15 protein-coding genes are annotated in these 18,874 nt (G+C 37.6%); 7 read left to right on the top strand and 8 right to left on the bottom strand.

Annotated features, from left to right (window positions below; all coding sequences use genetic code 11):
* Positions 1-47 precede the first annotated feature (47 nt).
* Positions 48-1,376: an SLC13 family permease gene (locus tag AC559H_RS05690; RefSeq protein ID WP_026798461.1), complete on the top strand. Its 1,329-nt coding sequence runs from the start codon at positions 48-50 to the stop codon at positions 1,374-1,376.
* Here AC559H_RS05690 and AC559H_RS05685 read toward each other — a convergent pair.
* A complete protein-coding gene (locus AC559H_RS05685; RefSeq protein ID WP_051319538.1) occupies positions 1,373-3,418 on the bottom strand; it encodes an adenylate/guanylate cyclase domain-containing protein in 2,046 nt (681 codons plus the stop codon). The two genes, AC559H_RS05690 and AC559H_RS05685, sit on opposite strands and share 4 nt — an antisense overlap.
* A gap of 242 nt (positions 3,419-3,660) precedes the next feature.
* Here AC559H_RS05685 and AC559H_RS05680 point away from each other — a divergent pair, with 242 nt between their 5' ends.
* Together AC559H_RS05680 and AC559H_RS05675 are read left to right on the top strand one after the other, a co-directional pair.
* Entirely contained in the window at positions 3,661-4,884 is a 1,224-nt protein-coding gene (locus AC559H_RS05680; protein WP_051319537.1) for a peptidoglycan-binding protein, read from the top strand.
* 14 nt (positions 4,885-4,898) lie between these two features.
* Positions 4,899-6,218, top strand: coding sequence for a dicarboxylate/amino acid:cation symporter (locus tag AC559H_RS05675; RefSeq protein WP_051319536.1), 1,320 nt, complete (start codon positions 4,899-4,901; stop codon positions 6,216-6,218).
* Here AC559H_RS05675 and AC559H_RS05670 read toward each other — a convergent pair.
* Positions 6,215-6,973 carry an aspartate/glutamate racemase family protein gene (locus AC559H_RS05670; protein WP_026793974.1) on the bottom strand — a complete coding sequence of 253 codons (759 nt, stop codon included), beginning with the start codon at positions 6,971-6,973 and terminating at the stop codon, positions 6,215-6,217. The two genes, AC559H_RS05675 and AC559H_RS05670, sit on opposite strands and share 4 nt — an antisense overlap.
* A gap of 20 nt (positions 6,974-6,993) precedes the next feature.
* Between AC559H_RS05670 and AC559H_RS05665 the strand changes: the two genes are divergently transcribed.
* The gene (locus tag AC559H_RS05665) at positions 6,994-7,188 is read left to right on the top strand and encodes a hypothetical protein (RefSeq protein WP_026786731.1); all 195 of its coding nucleotides are present in this window, start codon (positions 6,994-6,996) and stop codon (positions 7,186-7,188) included.
* Here AC559H_RS05665 and AC559H_RS05660 read toward each other — a convergent pair.
* The 3 genes from AC559H_RS05660 to AC559H_RS05650 all read right to left on the bottom strand — a co-directional run bounded on the left by AC559H_RS05660 (position 7,159) and on the right by AC559H_RS05650 (position 11,520).
* Positions 7,159-9,840, bottom strand: a complete 2,682-nt coding sequence (locus AC559H_RS05660) for a PAS domain S-box protein (protein WP_051319535.1) — start codon at positions 9,838-9,840, stop codon at positions 7,159-7,161. The two genes, AC559H_RS05665 and AC559H_RS05660, sit on opposite strands and share 30 nt — an antisense overlap.
* Entirely contained in the window at positions 9,827-10,972 is a 1,146-nt protein-coding gene (locus AC559H_RS05655) for a response regulator (RefSeq protein WP_026786733.1), read from the bottom strand. The genes AC559H_RS05660 and AC559H_RS05655 overlap by 14 nt, the downstream gene beginning before the upstream one ends.
* A gap of 209 nt (positions 10,973-11,181) precedes the next feature.
* Positions 11,182-11,520 (bottom strand): ribbon-helix-helix domain-containing protein, encoded by a 339-nt coding sequence (locus AC559H_RS05650; RefSeq protein ID WP_026786734.1) that lies wholly within the window; start codon positions 11,518-11,520, stop codon positions 11,182-11,184.
* Positions 11,521-11,791: 271 nt separating this feature from the next.
* Between AC559H_RS05650 and AC559H_RS05645 the strand changes: the two genes are divergently transcribed.
* Both AC559H_RS05645 and AC559H_RS05640 read left to right on the top strand, forming a co-directional pair.
* Positions 11,792-12,403, top strand: a complete 612-nt coding sequence (locus AC559H_RS05645) for a hypothetical protein (RefSeq protein WP_026786735.1) — start codon at positions 11,792-11,794, stop codon at positions 12,401-12,403.
* Positions 12,404-12,474: 71 nt separating this feature from the next.
* Positions 12,475-12,891, top strand: a complete 417-nt coding sequence (locus tag AC559H_RS05640) for a DUF1824 family protein (RefSeq protein ID WP_036831886.1) — start codon at positions 12,475-12,477, stop codon at positions 12,889-12,891.
* Positions 12,892-13,048: 157 nt separating this feature from the next.
* Here the strand turns inward: AC559H_RS05640 and glgA are convergent, their stop codons facing one another.
* On the bottom strand, positions 13,049-14,500 hold the full coding sequence (gene glgA / locus AC559H_RS05635) for a glycogen synthase GlgA (RefSeq protein ID WP_051319534.1): 1,452 nt from the start codon (positions 14,498-14,500) through the stop codon (positions 13,049-13,051).
* Between the two features lie 250 nt (positions 14,501-14,750).
* Between glgA and AC559H_RS05630 the strand changes: the two genes are divergently transcribed.
* Entirely contained in the window at positions 14,751-15,314 is a 564-nt protein-coding gene (locus tag AC559H_RS05630; protein ID WP_043937046.1) for a hypothetical protein, read from the top strand.
* Positions 15,315-15,340: 26 nt separating this feature from the next.
* Here AC559H_RS05630 and AC559H_RS05625 read toward each other — a convergent pair whose 3' ends face one another.
* On the bottom strand, positions 15,341-16,276 hold the full coding sequence (locus AC559H_RS05625; protein ID WP_026786738.1) for an XdhC family protein: 936 nt from the start codon (positions 16,274-16,276) through the stop codon (positions 15,341-15,343).
* A gap of 86 nt (positions 16,277-16,362) precedes the next feature.
* The gene (xdhB, locus tag AC559H_RS05620; protein ID WP_026793972.1) at positions 16,363-18,681 is read right to left on the bottom strand and encodes a xanthine dehydrogenase molybdopterin binding subunit; all 2,319 of its coding nucleotides are present in this window, start codon (positions 18,679-18,681) and stop codon (positions 16,363-16,365) included.
* Positions 18,682-18,874 lie beyond the last annotated feature (193 nt).

Raw genomic sequence — 18,874 nt, 5'->3', positions numbered from 1 at the left:
ATTTTCAGGTATTTGTTTGTTTTCAACCCATATTATCAATATAAACAATGGATTCTTTAATTGCTGGAATCATCTTTGTTGGAGTTATTATTTCAATCATGGGGGAATGGTTACACCTCACCATTGCAGCGTTTTTAGGGGCTCTCCTCCTGATTTTTTTCCATGTAATGACTTTAACCGAGGCTGTTAATTATATCAGTCGAAGTTATGCAACTTTAGCCTTATTTTTTGGCGTGATGGTTTTAGTTCGTGCCTTTGAGCCGACTAAAATTTTTGATTATTTAGCCGTTAAAATGATTTTGATGGCTAAGGGAGAAGGGAAACGGTTACTGTTAGGAATTGTAGCCTTAACCACTCCCATTTGTGCCGTATTACCCAACGCTACAACCGTGATGTTATTAGCGCCTTTAATTCCCCCCATTGCTCAGGATATAGGAATTGATTTTGTCCCCTTATTAATTTTAATGGTATTCATTGCTAATAGCGCCGGATTATTAACCTTAGTAGGAGATCCGGCCACATTTATTGTCGGAGATGCGATTAATATTAGCTTTGTTGAATACCTACAACGCTTAAGTATTGGAGGAGTATTAGCAGTAGTAAGTGTAGTGATTTTATTACCAATTTTATTCCGTAAAACTTGGAATACAAAATTTGAACATTTAGAAGATTTGCCCCATCCTAAAATTAATCATCCTCGGATTCTAGCACTGGGAGGTTTAATTATGGCCTTTGTTTTAACCTTTTTTGTAATTGGAGAAACCTTACCCGTTCCCATTTCTCCGGCGGCGGTAGCTTTATTAGGTGCTGCTTTAGCCTTAATGTTAGCTCATCACAGTAAAATTGATACCGTTAATAATATTTTGCGGGATTTAGATTGGAGTACCTTAATTTTCTTTATGTCAATTTTTGTTTTAATTGGAGGATTAGAAAAAACTGGAGTGATTAGCAATTTATCGGGACTTCTAGCGGTGATTTTAGGAAAAAATATCGCTCTCGGTTCAATTTTACTGTTAGTAACAGTAGGGATTATTTCTAGTGTTGTGCCTAATATTCCCCTAGTGGTGGCGATGGTTCCCTTATTAAAACAATATTTAGTTAATGTGGGATTTGTCGGTGCAGAAGTGCTTGACCCGGCTTTTAACGGACAGTTTCCCCCGGAAGTATTACCGCTATTTTATGCAATGATGTTTGGGGCAACCTTGGGCGGAAATGGCACATTGGTAGGAGCTTCTTCTAATATTGTCGCCGCCGGAATTTCCGAACTACATGGACGGACAATTTCCTTTAAAACCTTTCTTCATTATGGGATTCCAGTCATGGTTGTGCAAATATTCGTGGCGATGTTATATGTTACCTTTGCCTTCCTAATTTAAACCGGGGTGATAACAGGAATTTCTTCTTTTATCCAATCTAAAACCGCATAAACTTCTACGGGCTTTTGGCGACCTTTGACTTTAATTTCACCCAAACTTTTAAGAACAATACCATGATGTTCTGCAATACCGTTAGCAGTTAATTCATTAATTAAAATGGTATATTCAGGATATTCTTTAGTTAAGGTTTCCAAACGCGCCGCCACATTTACTGCATCCCCAATCACCGTATATAATAACCGTTCTAAGGAACCAATTTGTCCCGCAACAACTTCTCCACTACTAATACCAATTCCCGTTTGAATAGTGACTTCACCCCGTTGAATTCGCCGATAATTTAGTTCTTCTAAACGTTCACGCATGGTTAATGCGGCAGCTACTGAACGCCATTCTGTTTCTGCTGGGGATAAAGGCGCTCCGAAAATTACCACAATTGCATCCCCAATAAAATTATTGACATATCCCCCCCAAGGACGAATTGCATCGGTCATTTCGGTTAGATATTCATTTAAAAATGCCACCACTTCTTGGGGTTGCATTTGTTCCGATAGGGTAGAAAAATTGCGAATATCGGTAAATAAAACCGAGACCCAACAGAGTTCTCCTCCTAATTTTAATTGACCCTGTAATAATTTTTCTCGGACTTCAGGAGAAACCACACGGCCGAAAATATCCCGTTCTCGCTCTCTTTCTCGAAGTCCCACAATCATATTATTAATCGCATGGGTTAAAATTCCTAACTCCTGACAGGTTTCAATTTCTAGTTTTTCAACTTCTAAATCTCCATTTTCAACGCGATGAGTTACTTCTTTAATCTGATTAATTGGTTTGACCAATAATCGATCACTAAGGGTGATTACTAAACCCGTTGTTCCTAAAATCAATATTATTACAAACCCCAATAAAATCTTATTATTTTTTTTGATTGTTCCCATGTATTGATCTTCTGGAATTACTGTTCCGATGAACCAATGTAATTGATTCATTGGAGTTACAGCGCGAGTGAGAGAGACATAATAATATTTGCCATTCTGGGGATTTTTAGAGATCCACTGTTGAGGACTACTAAACAGTTTTAGATCTATTGCTCGTTCTTCTAATATTTTTACAGCCATCTGAAAATAGGGATTTTTAGAATTTTTTAAGAGTTGAAGCTGGGGTTGATCTTGCCCTTTAATTTGAATTGGAGAATGCTCATTGGGATCGGTGGAAGCAATCATTTCTCCTTGGGAATTAATCACAAAAACCTCAATATTTGATCGCCCTTTTTGTTGTTCTTGTAAACGCTGAGAAATTTGTCTGAATTCAAACCCTACACCAATCACGCCTAAGAGTACAGATGGGTTTTCGACCCGCCAATAGATGTTATCCGTTTGTTCTTTATAAAGCGCGATATTAGAGTCAATTCCAGGGGTATTGGTAGAGCGATAAACATAGACAGTCCAAGCCGCTTGACCTGGGGTTTTCAGTGCATCTCGATACCAAGGACGACCCGGGGTATACCAATTCGGTTCTTCAATTTGGGTGGTTTTAATTAATTGCAGTTTTTGGCCGATTAATTCATACTGATCTGTTGTTTTAATCGCTAATTTTCTTTCTTCATCCCATTGACGAAAATGCAGTTTAAACGTATTCTGCTTTTCAAAAGCTGTTGTTACCCTTTGAGCGCCGACATAATCCCCATTAGGATAGGCAAATTGTACAAAGGAAAAGTCGGGATTAGATTGCAGAATACTTAAAAAAAAGCGATCGCGTTCTTCGGGATTATTAATATCTACTATATTACGATTAATGGCACTTCTAATAAAATCCTGGGTATAGTAAACATTATGGAATAAATCAGTAAATTCTTTTGAGGTTGATAGGGCAATTTCTTCGTTGATTTGAGTAACAATTTTATCAATATTTTTTTTAGAGGTAAAAAACCAAGGGAAATAAACAATTGCCGTTGTAAAGCTGATGGTTAGAACAATAAAACCAGTTAACATTGTTTTTAAACTTATACTGGTTTTTGTTTTCTGTTTTCCTGTGATTTTTTTCATAGTTATCTGATAATAAAATTCAGTAGATTAAATAAATTTTTCTGTTTTTATGACTGAAATCCGGTAATTTATTAAACCGAGGTATTCCAGTGGGAAAGTTTAAAAGTAGATGCTTTATCTGCAAAATGTCAGAAATTATGCCCAATTTCAACTAAAGATGTAGAATTTTCCGGACGCAGTTATGAATTTTTAGAAGAATAGCACAATCAGAGTATAATAGGAATTAGAGTTTGGAAAATAATATGTCAATTCCCCCAGGTAGGAAGCGAACAGTTCTCAAATTGATCGGGATTGTTGTTTGTATAGCAACCATTGTAGCTATCCTGGTGACAAGGGCAGATTTTGCTATTTCAACCAGCAATATCTTATCGAAGGAAACAACAGGAAAAACTGCTGAAACCCAAGCAATACCTGTTACTTTTCCATCTAATCCAGATCAACAATTACCCACTCTTAATAGTCAGGGAAAGGAAGTTATCGACTTACAAACTCAACTGAAAAAACGAGGATATTACCCAGGTGCATTGGATGGAGTCTATGGAGAAGGGACACAAGAGGCTGTTTATAATTTTCAAGTCAGTATGGGTTTAGAGGCAACGGGAATAGTTGATCCTCAAACTTGGCAATACCTCCAGCCCAATGATAGCATTAGGGCTGAAGTTACCCCCACCATCGGGTTAACCACTTCCTCTGTTAGTTTGTCCCCCGACCTGCAAACCATTGTAGATCGAAATCAGCTAATTGTTGCTATTTTAGGAATTGATAGTCCTCCATTTTTTGTCAAAAATAAACAAAGTAATTTAATCGGGTCAGATATTACAATAGCGCAAGATTTAGCCACGGCTTTAGGTGTTTCTCTCAAAATAGATCGGACGGCTAAAACCTTTAATGATGTCGTGGATATTGTTAATTCTCAAAAAGCCGATTTAGGCATTTCTAAACTAAGTCAGACCTTGGCTAGAGCCAAAATGGTTTCTTTTTCCCGTCCCTATTTAACCTTACGGCATGGTCTATTAATCAATCGTTTACAATTAGCAAAAGCGTCAAAAGGGAAAGATACGGTTGATTTTTTAAAGAATTTTGAAGGCAAAATTGGGGTGATTAAAGGATCATCCTATGTGGGATTTACCAAAGAGAAATTTCCCCAAGCTCAAATTGTTGAATTTACGACTTGGGAGGATGTAATTAAAGCCGCAATCAATGGTGATGTTTTAGCAGCCTATCGGGATGAATTAGAAGTAAAAAAAATTATTCTGAATCAACCTAATATAGCATTAAATTTTAAAACGGTTGCCCTTTCAGATAGTTACGATCCGATTGCAATTGCCCTTCCTTGGTCAAGTGGGCATCTTTTACAATTTGTTAATCTCTACCTAGACTTGAACAAAATCAACTATACCGTTGATAGTCTGATTGAAGAATATTCTGATATCTTTGGAAAACCCGGACAAACCAAAAAACAATAAATATCATCCTGAAAATGCTGAAAAAATATTTTAATTTTGCTCAATTATTCAAAATCTTACGTCATCCCTTGGCGATTGTTCCAGGAATTATATTAGGGCTATATTTTGGCATATTCCAAAAAGAAATAGCTGCTTTTTTAACGCCCTTTGGCAATTTGTATTTAGCCTTATTAAAAATGTGTGTTTTGCCGATATTATTCTCGGCGACAACCATGAGTGTTGGGCGATTAATTAGTAGTCAAGACACTGAGAAATATATCAAACGCATTCTGCTGGTTTTTTCTGTTGGACTATTAGCCTGTAGCGTCATCGGTATGACCCTAGCTATCGTGACTAATCCAGGGGGAAATTTAGATGAATCAACTTTAACAGCTTTAGGGGTAATTGTTAATTCATCAGAACTAGATTTAGAAGTCTCTCTGAGCAGTGATACCCCTAAACCGGAAGAAACTTCTATGTTAATCTCTTTTTTATTCAACTTAGTTCCTGACAATATTTTTTCAGCTTTGAGCGATGGTAATACCCTAAAAATTTTGTTTTTTTCAATTATTTTTGGCATCGCTTTAGGGTCGGTAAAAGAATCATCATCTTCTAGCTTTTTTCAGCTTCTTGATACTATTTATAAAAGTTCAAAACAATTAATTGATTGGCTGATTCTGCTCTTACCTTTTGGCTTATTTTGTCTATTAGCCAGCCAAATTGCTAAAACTGGGTTTGGCATTGTTCTGGCTATGGGTGATTTTGTGGGAGTGGTAATTCTTGCCTATGCCTTAATCTATTGTCTCAGTACCTTAGTGGTTGCTAAACAAGCTAAGACTTCCTTCAAAAATGTCTGTATAGCTTTAAAAGAACCCACCATATTAGCCCTAGCAACCCGAAGTAGTTTTTCCTGTTTACCCTCCTCTATTTCCTCCTTAACTGAGAGCTTAAAATTTGATCTGCAAACAGTTGATTTAGTCACTCCCTTAGCGATTACAATTTGTCGATTTGGTTCCGTTACCTATTTTGCGATATCTTCGGTTTTTATTGCCCAGTTGTATAATACATCCTTAAATTTATCCAGTTTTTTAATTATTATTATTGCCTCCATTTTTGCGGGTATGGCAACATCAGGGACAACGGGAGTTTTAACCCTAACTCTATTAGATTTAGTCCTAAAACCCTTGGGATTACCATTGGAAGCGGTGTTAGTCCTGTTAATTGCCATTGACCCGATTGTTGAACCTTTCCGAACTTTATGTATTGTTCATACTGCGATCGCATCAACTTCGGTTATTGCCGATCCTAGAATTTTAGTTGAATATCCAGTATCAGACCAAAGAGAAATGGTCTAAATTGCAGAATATCCCCAAGCTAAATCTAAAGTAATTTCGGCCATAATTTTCATCGGATCAACCCAAATTAAAGGCAGATTCGTTAAATAATTAAAGCCTACAGAAAGTTCTGTACATCCAGCAATCACTAATTCTGCACCCTGATCTGCTAACCAATGAGTTGCATTAACTAAGATTTCTAAAGCCTGGGTAGAAACTTTAATTCCTGTGGCTTTAATGCCCCAAATCGGATGATAAATGGCATTCATAATCTGGTTTTGGACTTCAGAATTTAAGTCAGGTTGAATATAATTTAGTCCTAATGCGGTTAAACTGTGGTGATAAAGTTGGGTTTTGAGTGTTCCTGTTGTTGCTAAAACCCCAATATTTTGATATTGCGGATAATGGGTTTTAATGAATATACTTGTAGACTGCATCCAATGAATCCAAGGAATATTTAATTGAGGTTGAACTTGATCATAAAAAGCATGGGAAGTATTACAAGGAATCACTAAAAAATCAGCCCCGGCGGTTTGTAAAATTTTGCCATACTTAACTAACCAGGGGGTGCAATTTTCCACCTCTCCAATAATACTTTGAGTCCGATCAGGAATATCCGTAGCATTAATTAAAAACCAAACGGGATACTCTTGATCACAACAGGCTCCTCGCCCTTGATTTATAGCAATTAAGTGACGCTCTAATTCAATATGAGCTAAAGGCCCTAACCCCCCAATAATTCCCGGAATTGCTTGTTGTTTGATTAGCTGGTTCATGGATTAAATAGTCACATTTTATGATCAAATCTAACCCGAATAGGATTAAACCGGAAAAATACAAAATTTGTAACTTCTTAAAAACCCAAAAACCCTCCGATCCAACAGCAAGAGGATTGATAGAATTGATGGCTAAATCCCTCACTAAGATTGACGTGGAAGTTAAGGTTAATTTTCCCAGAACATTAATTATTTTCAGCGATCGCTTTTGTTAAATCAATAATTACATCATACCGAAAATCATCGGCTAATTGAGTTAATAATTTACCAATCGACTCTTGAGAAAGTGGAATCTTTTTAACCGCTTCAGCAACTAACCTAGAGTTAAGTTTTAATCCGGCTTGATATAACTCTTGAACAATCGGTTTTGCCAATAATTCTAACACCTCTGGAGTTAATTCTGCAAGCTGGTTTAATTCTAAGGTCGAGGTTTTTAAATCCTCTAAATTTTCTTCATAAATAAAACTAATTCCTAAATGTTCAGAAAGTTTTTCAAATAACAAATCAACTCGAAAGGGTTTTCTAATAAAATCATCACATCCCGCCGATAAAGACACTAATTGATCCTGTTGTAAAGCACTAGCAGTTAAGGCAATAATCACCGTAGATTGACCTGCTTGTAAATGCTGTTTAATCCTTTGGGTTGCTTCATAGCCATTCATAATCGGCATTCGCATATCCATAAAAATTAAATCTGGTTGCCAATTCTCCCAAATTGTAACGGCTTCTTGACCATTTTCTGCTTCTTTTAATTGAAATCCCAAGGGTTTTAAAACCTTAATCACTAACTGTCTATTTGTCCAATTATCATCAACTACTAAAATCCGATAGTTAGGTTGATTGGGGGCTAAATTGATGACTCGTCGGGTCAATTCTTCAGAACGAATATCGGAAAAAATAGCTAAATTAGCTTGAATATAAAATTGAAATATTGTGCCTTTTCCGACTTGACTATTGACGGTTATTTCTCCTCCCATTAATTGCACAAACTGTTTACTAATAGATAGACCTAATCCAGTTCCTTGTTCAGATTTTCGGCCTGTTTCAGTTTGGATAAACGGTTGGAATAGTAATTCTAATTCTTCTGCTGAAATTCCCGATCCAGTATCTTCAATTTCAAAGCCGAGTAAAATTTGATTTGGGGATATCTGATTATTTAAGGGTTTAACTTTTAAAGTAATAGACCCTTTTTTGGTAAATTTAATTGAATTTCCTAATAGATTAATTAATACCTGTCGCAATTTACTTTCATCAGTTTCAATATATTCAGCCATACCCAAATCGGAAATAATATTAAACTCTAAACCTTTAGATTTGGCTTTAAATGCTAACATATCTTTAATCGAATCAAGAAGACGCGGTAAATCAAACTTACTGGGATTTAATACAATTTGTCCCGCTTCAATTTTAGACATCTCTAAAACATCATTAATTAAATTCAACAGATGTTCACCACTGCGACCAATAATGTCTAAATGCTCTTGATGTTCGGCTAACAATACCAAAGGATTTCGCTTTAAATCTCGTTCTATTAGTTGCGTAAATCCTAGAATAGCATTCATCGGTGTTCGCAATTCATGACTCATGCGGGCGAGAAATTCACTCTTAGCACGATTTGCGGTTTCCGCCGATTCTTTAGCTTGCTGTAAGGCAATTTCAGCTTGTTTGCGATCGCAAATATCCCGAACAATTGCACAACCGTATTCTTTATTATTATATTCTAAATAACTGAGCGTAATTTCAACACTAATTTCTTGACCTGTTTTGGTTAAATGAACAGATTCAAAGGTAAAAGAACCCTGTTGTTTTAACTCCTCCCAAGAAATTGGCCAGGCATCATCAAGTGCTTGAACGTCAATATCTTTAACCTGCATTTTCAATAATTCTTCTCTGGAATATCCCAAAGCATTACAAGCGGCTTCATTAACATCAAAAAATTGTGCTTTACTATCTGTAAATAAGAAATAATCCCTTGATTTTTCAATAGAAAACTGCGTTAATCTCAATTTTTCATCAATTTCTTTTCGTTCCGTAATATCTTCAATTACCCCCAAAATTCCAATCACATTTCCATCAGAATCCTGCATGGGAATCCGACTAATATCTAACCATAATTGTCGCCCATCAGCAGAAAGTTTTTGTTTGGGTGCAATTAAGTGCATTTCCGCTTGTTTAGATGCCATTACCCGCCGATCTTGGGCGCGAAAAAAGTCTCCAATTTTAGGATCAGAAAATAAATCATGATCGGTTTTTCCCCTCACATATTCTGGACTTTCTAACTTAGCGGCTTCTGCCCAATTTGTATTACACCCTCTAAAGACTAAATTGGTGTCTTTCCAAAACACTTGTTGAGGAATATTATTTAAAATTAAACGTAAATATTCCTCTCGTTCTTTAATATCTTCTTCCGCTAATTTACGTTGGGTAATATTCTGAATTTGAGTCATCACAGAATAAGGTTTCCCCTGAGCATCTAAACGTAAATAACCATTGACAATCGCATAAACCCAATGTCCTTGTTTATGTTGATAACGTTTTTCTAGTTGAAATTGTGATATTTTTTGAGTAATTAACTGATTGAAAGATTCAAAACTAATGTTTTGATCATCAGGATGGGTAATTTGATTAAATTGAAATTCGATTAGTTCAGCTTGAGAATACCCCACAAACTTACAAAAAGAAGAATTGACTTCTAAAAACTTCCCCTCCAAGGAAATTTCTACCATTCCAATCGGAGATAAGTGGAATAAATCTCGCCAATGGGATTGCCTTTCTTGGAGTGCAATTTCCAGTTGCTGACGCGCTTTAATTTCTGCTTCGAGTTGCTGTTGTAATACTTGTGTTTTTGACAATTCAGGAGTTTTCATAATTACCTTTATCTGATTTTGGTAATGTAAAATTAAATGTGGTTCCAATTTGCCATTCTGATTCTAACCAAATTCTCCCTTGATGACGTTCAATGATCTTTTTACAAATAGCTAACCCCACCCCAGTTCCTGGATACTCTTGATTGGTATGAAGACGCTGAAATACTTGAAAAATCCGATCAAAATTTTCTGGTTTAATCCCGATCCCATTATCCTCAACTCTAAATAGCCATTCTTCGGGTTTTTCTTGAACAGAAATTACGATTTTAGGTTGAATATTAGGACTTTGGTATTTAATTCCATTCGCAATTAAGTTCTGAAATAACTGTCCTAATTGAATCCGATCTGCCATTAGTATTGGTAGCTTCTCACAAGTAACAATTGCAAGACTATTTTCAATTATACTATGTAAATCAGCTAAAGATTTTCTTAAAATTTCCTGACAGTCTGTGGGTTCAAAGTTACGTTTTTTGGTTCCGACTCGGCTATATTCTAACAAGTTTTTGATTAGTTCTTGCATTCTAATCCCCTCTTCTAAAATTGGGCTAACATATTCCTCCGCTTCTTGTTCTAAATTGATTTCGGATTTTAAGGCTAATAACAGTTCTGCAAATCCCGTGATTGTTTGTAAAGGTTGCTGTAAATCGTGAGAAACGACATAGGCAAATTCTTCTAAATCTCGATTAGAACGCTTTAACTCTTGATTTAATTGTTCCAGTTTAATATTTTTATTTTGTAGTTGTTGTTGTAAACGGCGAATGGTCAGTTGATTTTCAATTCGAGCAAAAACTTCTTCTACCTGAAAGGGTTTAGTAATATAATCCACACCCCCAACAGTAAAGGCTTTAACTTTATCGAAAACATCATCCAAGGCACTTAAAAAAATTACCGGGATTGCAGCCGTTTCTTCTTGCATTTTTAGGCGTTCACAAACTTCATACCCGTCCATTTCTGGCATTTTAATATCTAATAAAATTAAATCCGGTGGCTCATGTTTTACCGCCATTAATGCTAATTTTCCATTAATAGCACATTGAACCTCGTACCCCTGTTCACTTAAAGTTTTGGATAACAGTCTTAAGTTATCGGGGGTGTCATCAACAATTAAAATATGACCTTGATGATCTGACATAAAGTTTGTACCAAAAATCTAGGTTTAAACCCTCGCCTTTTTAGAGCGGCTTTTCCAGTATAATCTACTCAAATCCAGTTGTGGAAAAAAAGTATTCCAAAGGAGTAGAGGTGTAGGAGGTAGATAGGGGGATTAGGTTAACCCAAAAGTCCCCAAATCCCCCTGTTTGATTTAGGGGGACTGGGAAATCTTTACCTCAGATTCGGTGATTACTGGCCTCCTACACTCTCCACACTCAGGGGAACCATATCGCCTTGAAATGTGAGTCCCAGAAACATTGCTTCTTTGGGTCGGATAATATTGCCTGTTAAAACGCAGCGTTCCTCTTGTTCTGCAATAGCGGAAATATGGGCGCGGATATCTTCTCTGGTCAAGGGGGGTCGATAATCTCCTGATTTTTGCTGGACATAATTCCAAAGGATATCTCGAATCAATGCTTGATAGCCTTTGTTCTTGGCCAGTCCTTTTAATTTTTCTTTGAGATCCCGTTCTAGGCGAATGCTGGTGACTTCCATATCGGTTGTTGAGGTTCGAGGAAGGGTATACATAATTTTTTCTCCTTGAAAAACTAGACGTTTGTGTAATATTAGTGTAGTATAAATAACGTGAGATTAAAACTATCTAAATTAAGGTTTGGCTTTTGCCAACGGTGTTAACTTCTGCTATTGTATTAGGGTCTGTACTCAAAAACCCTATCAATTTTTCTTCCTCAAGACCTAGACTAAACTCCAAATATAGGGTATAATCATTGGTGATTCCCAATTAAGACGCTATATCTAGTATTTGGGAAACTATCGTGCAGAATCTAGGTGTTTGCCCATGTCTCATAATTTAATTCAGGCTGGAGTGATTGTTCCGAGTCAATGGCCTCTAGCCCGTGTCTGGTTGGAAGTTGCTACCTTACTCAGTATCGCACCTCGAAACATTGAGCGCCTGGAATTCTGGCAACACCAAATTTGGGTAAAAATTGAACATAAAAAAGCTGTTTTTATCAGCTATCGTCGCCTACCCCTCTGGAAAGAAACGGGGTTAGATGCGATTAAAAATAGTGGCGATCGCCCTTACTTAGATCAACTAGGGGAAATGCTCAGTTTAGAAGTGAAGCAATACCCAACTCAGTATGACTCCTCCCTCTTAGAAGCATGGCGGTCTGCCTGGGCGCAAAAATCCCAACAATTGAAACTGGAAGCCCAACGTCAAGCTCAAGAAGAAGAACGTCTCAGACCCCTGCGGGAGCGTCAACAAGCAGGTCAACAATGGTACGACGGCTGGAAAACCATTTTGCGTTACTGCAATAGCTTTGATGGCTTAGAACGCTTGGCCCCCGAACTCCAAAAACAAAGCCAAGAATTTATTGACATACCCCAGGGGGAAACCGCCATGGAACTTTGGCATCAACGATGGCAAGAACTCACCCACGCCACTGCCTAGTCCACCTTCGTGCAGTGCGAGTGTCCTCACTCGCTGGTCTAAACCCAAACTCCAAGCCTAATTCCTAATTAATGATGATATCCCCATTAACTATTCCAGAAGCCCAAGCCATTTTAAAGGGCTTTATTTGTACGGATGTAATTTCCCCTATTTCCGATCCAGAAAAGGTGAAGATTCAAGCCGCATTATTATTACTTAACCGTGAATCTGAATATCAAATGATTGGCATTTGTGCTGATGACATGGCACAGGCTTTAACCGCATTAACTGAGTATTTAAAAGCCTTTGAATATTCAGTTAATGTAGAAGATCATGCCTTAGAACCCATCTCGGAATCGGTCTATTTAAAATTCAATGGTCGCAGTCAAAATTTTTATATTAGTCCCTATTTAGAAAAATATCGTGGGGTGCTAATTTCCTTTCAATCCACCGAAGAAAATGGAATTAATGGAGTATACGGACATTTTCCTTTAGATTTATTTGCTTAAAATTAATAAATTAAGAACAGGGAATAGGGAACAGGGAACAGGGAACAGGCTGCGTCGTGAGCTTGTCGAACGAGAACAGGGAACAGAAATATTACCCATTACCCATTACCCATTACCCATTCATTACCCATTACCCATTACCCATTACCCATTTAGGTTAAACTACAACACCAGGAGTTGTTGGTGGTGGTTGAGGTGGTGCGGGTTCGGGTGCGGGTTCATTAGAAACACCGCCATAACCATCCATCACATTGTTGTAAAGTTGGATATACTCTTTAGCGGAATTTTCCCAACTAAAGTTTTGACCCATCGCCCGACGTTGCAGTTCTCGCCATTGATCTTTAAACCGGAAAGCTTCGGACGCCCGAACCATTGAGGTATAAAAATCTAAGGGTTCATAGCGATCAAAACAGTATCCCGTACCATGATAATTAATCGGATCATTATAGGATACCGTATCAACTAAACCGCCCGTCCGTCGAACAATCGGAATACAACCATAACGCATCGCCAACATTTGACTAATGCCGCAGGGTTCAAACCGACTTGGCATAATAAAGGCATCACAACCCGCATAAATCCGCCTTGATAGGGCATCATTAAACAATAATTGTGTCGTCATCCGACCTGGATAACGGGAAGCCATGTGCCATAATTGGGTTTCATAATAGCGATCGCCCGTTCCTAAAACAATCAATTGAGAATCGCTATAGGATAAGAATTGATCCATAATTTGTATTACCAGATCAATCCCTTTCTGATCGACTAATCGGGTGACCATCCCCATTAAAAAAGTATTAGAATTAACTTCTAATCCCACTTCTTCTTGAATGGCAACTTTATTGGCGCGGCGATTTTCCAAACTATCAGCCGTAAACCGTTCGGGAATATAAGGGTCAGTCGCTGGGTTATAGGAATTAGTATCAATTCCATTTAAAATTCCCGTCATTTTACCACTGACAAAGGAAAGTAACCCTTCTAAATTTTCCCCATAAGCTGCGGTTTGAATTTGTTCAGCATAAGTCGGTGAAACCGTTGTTACTCGGTCAGCGGCTTGTACCGCCGCCGCCATGGTGTTGTGACCCTGCATATACCAAGGACACCAAGTAATTCGTTCCAAATACCAACGCCAAGGCCCTTGATATGCTAAATTATGAATAGTGAAGATTGTGGCAATATCGGGTGTTTCTTGCATCCATACCGGGATCATTCCGGTGTGCCAGTCGTGGCAGTGAATGATATGGGGTTTCCAATAATTCCAGGCAAATTCCGCCGCACCACTAGAAAATAAAGTGAACCGCCACTCCTCATCCTCTCCGTAATAAACGCGACGAGGCATAAAAGAGGGATGCCCAAATAAGTATAATGGCACATCGGTTTTTGGAAATACCGTTTCAAAGACAGCGAAACGCTGATACATGGCATTTCCCCACCAGATCGGGTCTTTTGGGACTTTGATCTTATCGGCGAGAAAGCCATAATAGGGCATAAAGATGCGGACATCGTGTCCCATTGCTCGCAACACCTGCGGCAATGCACCGACCACATCTCCCATCCCACCTACTTTTGCTAAAGGTGCCGCTTCTGCGGCGACAAATAGAATTCGCATTTTGATTTTGCGTTCCCTTAGTTGCTCCGTAACGTCATCATACCTCTGGTGGGCGTACTATTGAAACGCTTTAATCTAGTTTCGATGAATTAGCGATCTAGGTCAATCGAAAAGGTAATGCCCACTTCAAAATAATTTCAAAATAATATTGTATGTTGCAATTAGCAGCAAACTTTACCGAAATTCACTGAATTGATGCTGTAGCTAGAGATTCGGTGATCAATGCCTTTTTTCGCAGGAGATTCAAAAAATGCTTGATCAACTGCTCAATTCTATTTCATCTTGGAGTAGGTTTTGCCGGGTATTAACCCGACTTTCCCCCTTGACTCATACTTTAGCCTTAACGGTAATCATAGGTTTTGGGGGAATTGCTTCGGCGAACACCGTCTTAGTTTCACAAAATCCTCAAAATCTGGGTTCAGAAACCGCCGTTGTCCAACGTAATTTCCTTAAAGATGGGGTTTACCTCTATGGTGAATCTTCCCAACCGGAACAAATTGGACAATCTTATATGGTGTTTGAAGTCAAGCAAGGTCAAGTAACTGGGGCGTTTTATATGCCGCGCTCGTCCTTTGACTGTTTCACCGGAGTTCCTGAAGGCAATTATCTGAGTTTAAAGATTATTGAAAGTTATACTCAAGAAACCCATTCCTATCAAATTGGTTTGAATAATACTGCTGTTGTAGCGACAACCGGAGGTCAAGTTAGCGAAAATAATCTGGTTTTAGAAGGATTTAATCGTCTTCCTAATGTTAGTGAAAACGATACTCGGATTCTGAATCAATGTAAAGCCGATCTCAATTCAAGGCTTTAGCTGAAACAGCCTCAAGCCTAGGGTTTCTATTTTTCTCGATAAACTCGAATTAATTCTGCACCAATACTAATGGCAATTTCTTCAGGAGTTAATGCTCCAATTTCTAATCCAATCGGAGCATGAATTTTTTCGAGTTGATGGGGAGAAATTCCAGATTCTTGTAAATCTTGGTAAACCCAGTTAATTCTTTTTTTGCTACCAATCATGCCAATATATTGATAGGATAAATCCCAATTTAAAATCACCTTTAAGGCTTCAATATCTTGAATATATCCTCGATTTACCAAGGCAATATATAGGTTTTTATGGGATGTCAATTGTTCTAAAACATTGCTGACACTTTCATTAAAAATCTTGGTAAAAGGAGGAAATCGTTCTGGATTAGTTAACTCAGTACGAGAGTCTTGGATAATAATTTTAAAGCCAATAAAATCAGCTATTTGAGATAACTTTTCTCCAATATGACCCGCGCCTATAATTAATAAGATCGGCGAGGGTTTTAGAGTTTCTATAAAGGTCTGATCAGAGATTGAAATTGGGTTATTTTTAGTCAGTAAATAGGGAAAAGTTTGATCAAAAGAAGTTACAAGAATAATAGATTTTCCTATTTCTAAATTCCGTAAAATTTTTTCAGTTAATGCGATCGCTTTTTCCCCTGACCATCTTTCTAATAAAACCTGCATTAACCCCCCACAAACCCCCTGAGTTTCACGTTCAGGGGCACCGGATAAGTCAATTTCAACTAATTGCTTTTTTCCGGTTTTTAAGACTTCCCCAGCTTGCTGAATTACCTTAAATTCTCCCGCGCCTCCTCCAATTGTATCAAAAGTTCGACCATCAGCACAAATGATCATTTTAGCCCCTATTTCCCTAGGGACTGAACCTTTAATCCTGGTGACGGTTGCTATCACCACATCTGCTTGATTTAAAACTTGAATAAGTTGTTGGTAGAATTTAATCATTATAACACAAGAAAGTCAAGTGGATTTAGTAGAGACGCGCCATGGCGCGTCTCTACTGTAATGCGTAGCACTATAACTGAATTTTTTTAAGAATCAACTGAGTTTAATTGTACCTGTTCAATAGCATTTAAAATTGCTTCTGGGGTAGCAGGAGAAGCCAAAAAAACTGAATCCGTTTGACCAAAAGCTGCAATAGCTTCTTTAATTGCTTCCCTGACAGAAATTGCTAACATAAAAGGAGGTTCTCCCACTGCTTTACTTCCATAAATTACCCCATCCTGTGCCGCCCGTTGTAATAAATGAACCTGAAAATTTTTAGGAACTTCTTTGATCGTCGGAATTTTATAGGTACTGGGGGCAAAAGTTTTTAATTTTCCTGACTCATCCCAAATCAATTCTTCCATGGTTAACCATCCCATTCCCTGCACAAAACCTCCTTCTATTTGTCCAATATCAATTAAAGGATTTAAGGATTCTCCCACATCATGAACAATATCCACTTGGCGGAGTTTAAAAGTTCCCGTAAGTCCATCAATTTCCACTTCACTTACCGCCGCCCCATAAGCATAATAATAGAAGGGTCTACCCTTGCCTATTTTGGGATCATAATAAATATTAGGAGTCCGATAATAGCCCGTTGTTGATAAACTTACTCGTTGATTATAGGCTTGTTTAACTACTTCATTAAAATCTATTTTTTGACTAGGATAACTTTGACAATAAATCCAATTTTCAGCAAAAACTAACTCTTGGGGTTCATCCATATTTAACAACTTTGCAGCCACCTTTGATAATCTTTTTTTGAGGATTTCACAGGCATTTTTAATCGCTTGACCATTTAAGTCAGAACCACTAGAAGCCGCCGTAGCCGAGGTATTAGGCACTTTATCGGTACTTGTGGGCATGATTCTAAATCGTTCAATATTCACCCCTAATGCTTGGGAAGCAACCTGTAACATTTTAGTTTGTAAACCCTGACCCATTTCCGTCCCCCCATGATTAAGTTGAATACTCCCATCCAGGTAAATTAAAATTAAAGCACCTCCTTGATTATATTCGGTTTTGGTAAAAGAAATTCCGAATTTAACCGGAGTAATTGCTAACCCACGTTTTTGATAATTATTATTTTGATTAAATTGTGCTATTTCTATTTTTTGCTGGGCAAAATTTGATTTTAATTTAATTTCCTCCCAAACCCTTGAAATGCGATTATCAAAAATTTCTTGACCATAATGGGTAGTATTAGTTTCTGCTTTTCCATGATAAAAATTACGTTCTCTGACTAATTCAGACGGTAAACCTAATTTACGCGCAATTCTATCCATAATTTCTTCAATAATTACCATACCCTGCGGCCCCCCAAAACCCCTAAAAGCCGTATTAGAAACTTTATTGGTTTTCAGGACTTGACCTCTAATTTCTAAGTTAGGAATATAATAACAATTATCGAGATGAAACATCGCCCTTTGTAAAATAGGAAAGGATAAATCCGCACTCCAACCGCCATCGGAATATAAATCAATATCTAGGGCTAAAAGTTGACCTTTTGAGTTAAATCCAACTTGATATTGACCCAAAAAAGGATGGCGCTTTCCAGTTATGATCATATCTTGATCTCTTTTGAGTCGAACTCGCGCCGGACGTCCGGTTTTTTGAGCGGCTAAAGCTGCTATAGCTGCGGTAGGATTAGCTTGGGTTTCTTTTCCACCAAACCCCCCACCCATCCTTAAACAAGTGACAACTATTTGATTTCTGGAAATACCTAAAACCTCGGAAATAATCGCTTGAGTTTCACTAGGATGTTGAGTCGAGGAATAGACTTGATAATTGTCTTCCATATTCGGAATAACCCAACTAACTTGAGTTTCTAAATAAAAATGATCTTGACCTGGAATTTCAATCTCTCCAGTTAAAATAAACTCAGATTCCTGTAAAGCATGGGTGATATTTCCCCGACGCATAATATTTTTATCCGCGTGAACACTATTGTTTTTAATTACATCTTGAATGGTTAAAATAGGCGTTAATACTTCATAGTCAATTTTTATAGTTTCGGCTGCTTTTTTGGCTGCATTTTCTGTTTCTGCAACTACCCAAACCACAGGTTGACCCCAATAGTTAATTTCATCCGCAGGTAATAGGACTTCATCGTGTTTAATAGTTCCGGTGTTATTATTGCCTTTGATATCATTTGCTGTTAAAATAGTAACAAACCCCAGAATATTATCTAAATTTGAACTATCAATTTTTAATAGTTTAGCTTTAGCATAAGGAGATAATACTGGCCATAAATATAACATTCCATTGGGTAATCTTTGGTCATCGGTATAAATCGCTTTTCCCGTAACATGACCAACGGCGCTTTCATGGGGTTTAGATTTATTATTGTTATTATTTTCTTCCATATTTTTATCCTTAAATTCGTTGTTGCGCTTAAGCGCAATCTTTACAAGGGCACTCATCCCAAAAACGTTTTATAGCATATCCATCAAAAATTCCCCGAATCAAAATTAACAAGGACTGGGGGCTAAAGCCCAACAACTAACAAGGACTGGGGGCTAAAGCCCAACAACTAACAAGGACTGGGGGCTAAAGCCC

The sequence above is a fragment of the Planktothrix prolifica NIVA-CYA 540 genome, from assembly GCF_963864145.1.
In the GTDB taxonomy this organism is placed as follows: Bacteria; Cyanobacteriota; Cyanobacteriia; order Cyanobacteriales; family Microcoleaceae; genus Planktothrix; species Planktothrix agardhii.
Note: the sequence above shows the minus strand (reverse complement) of the source record. Positions and strands in the feature narration are given on the sequence as shown.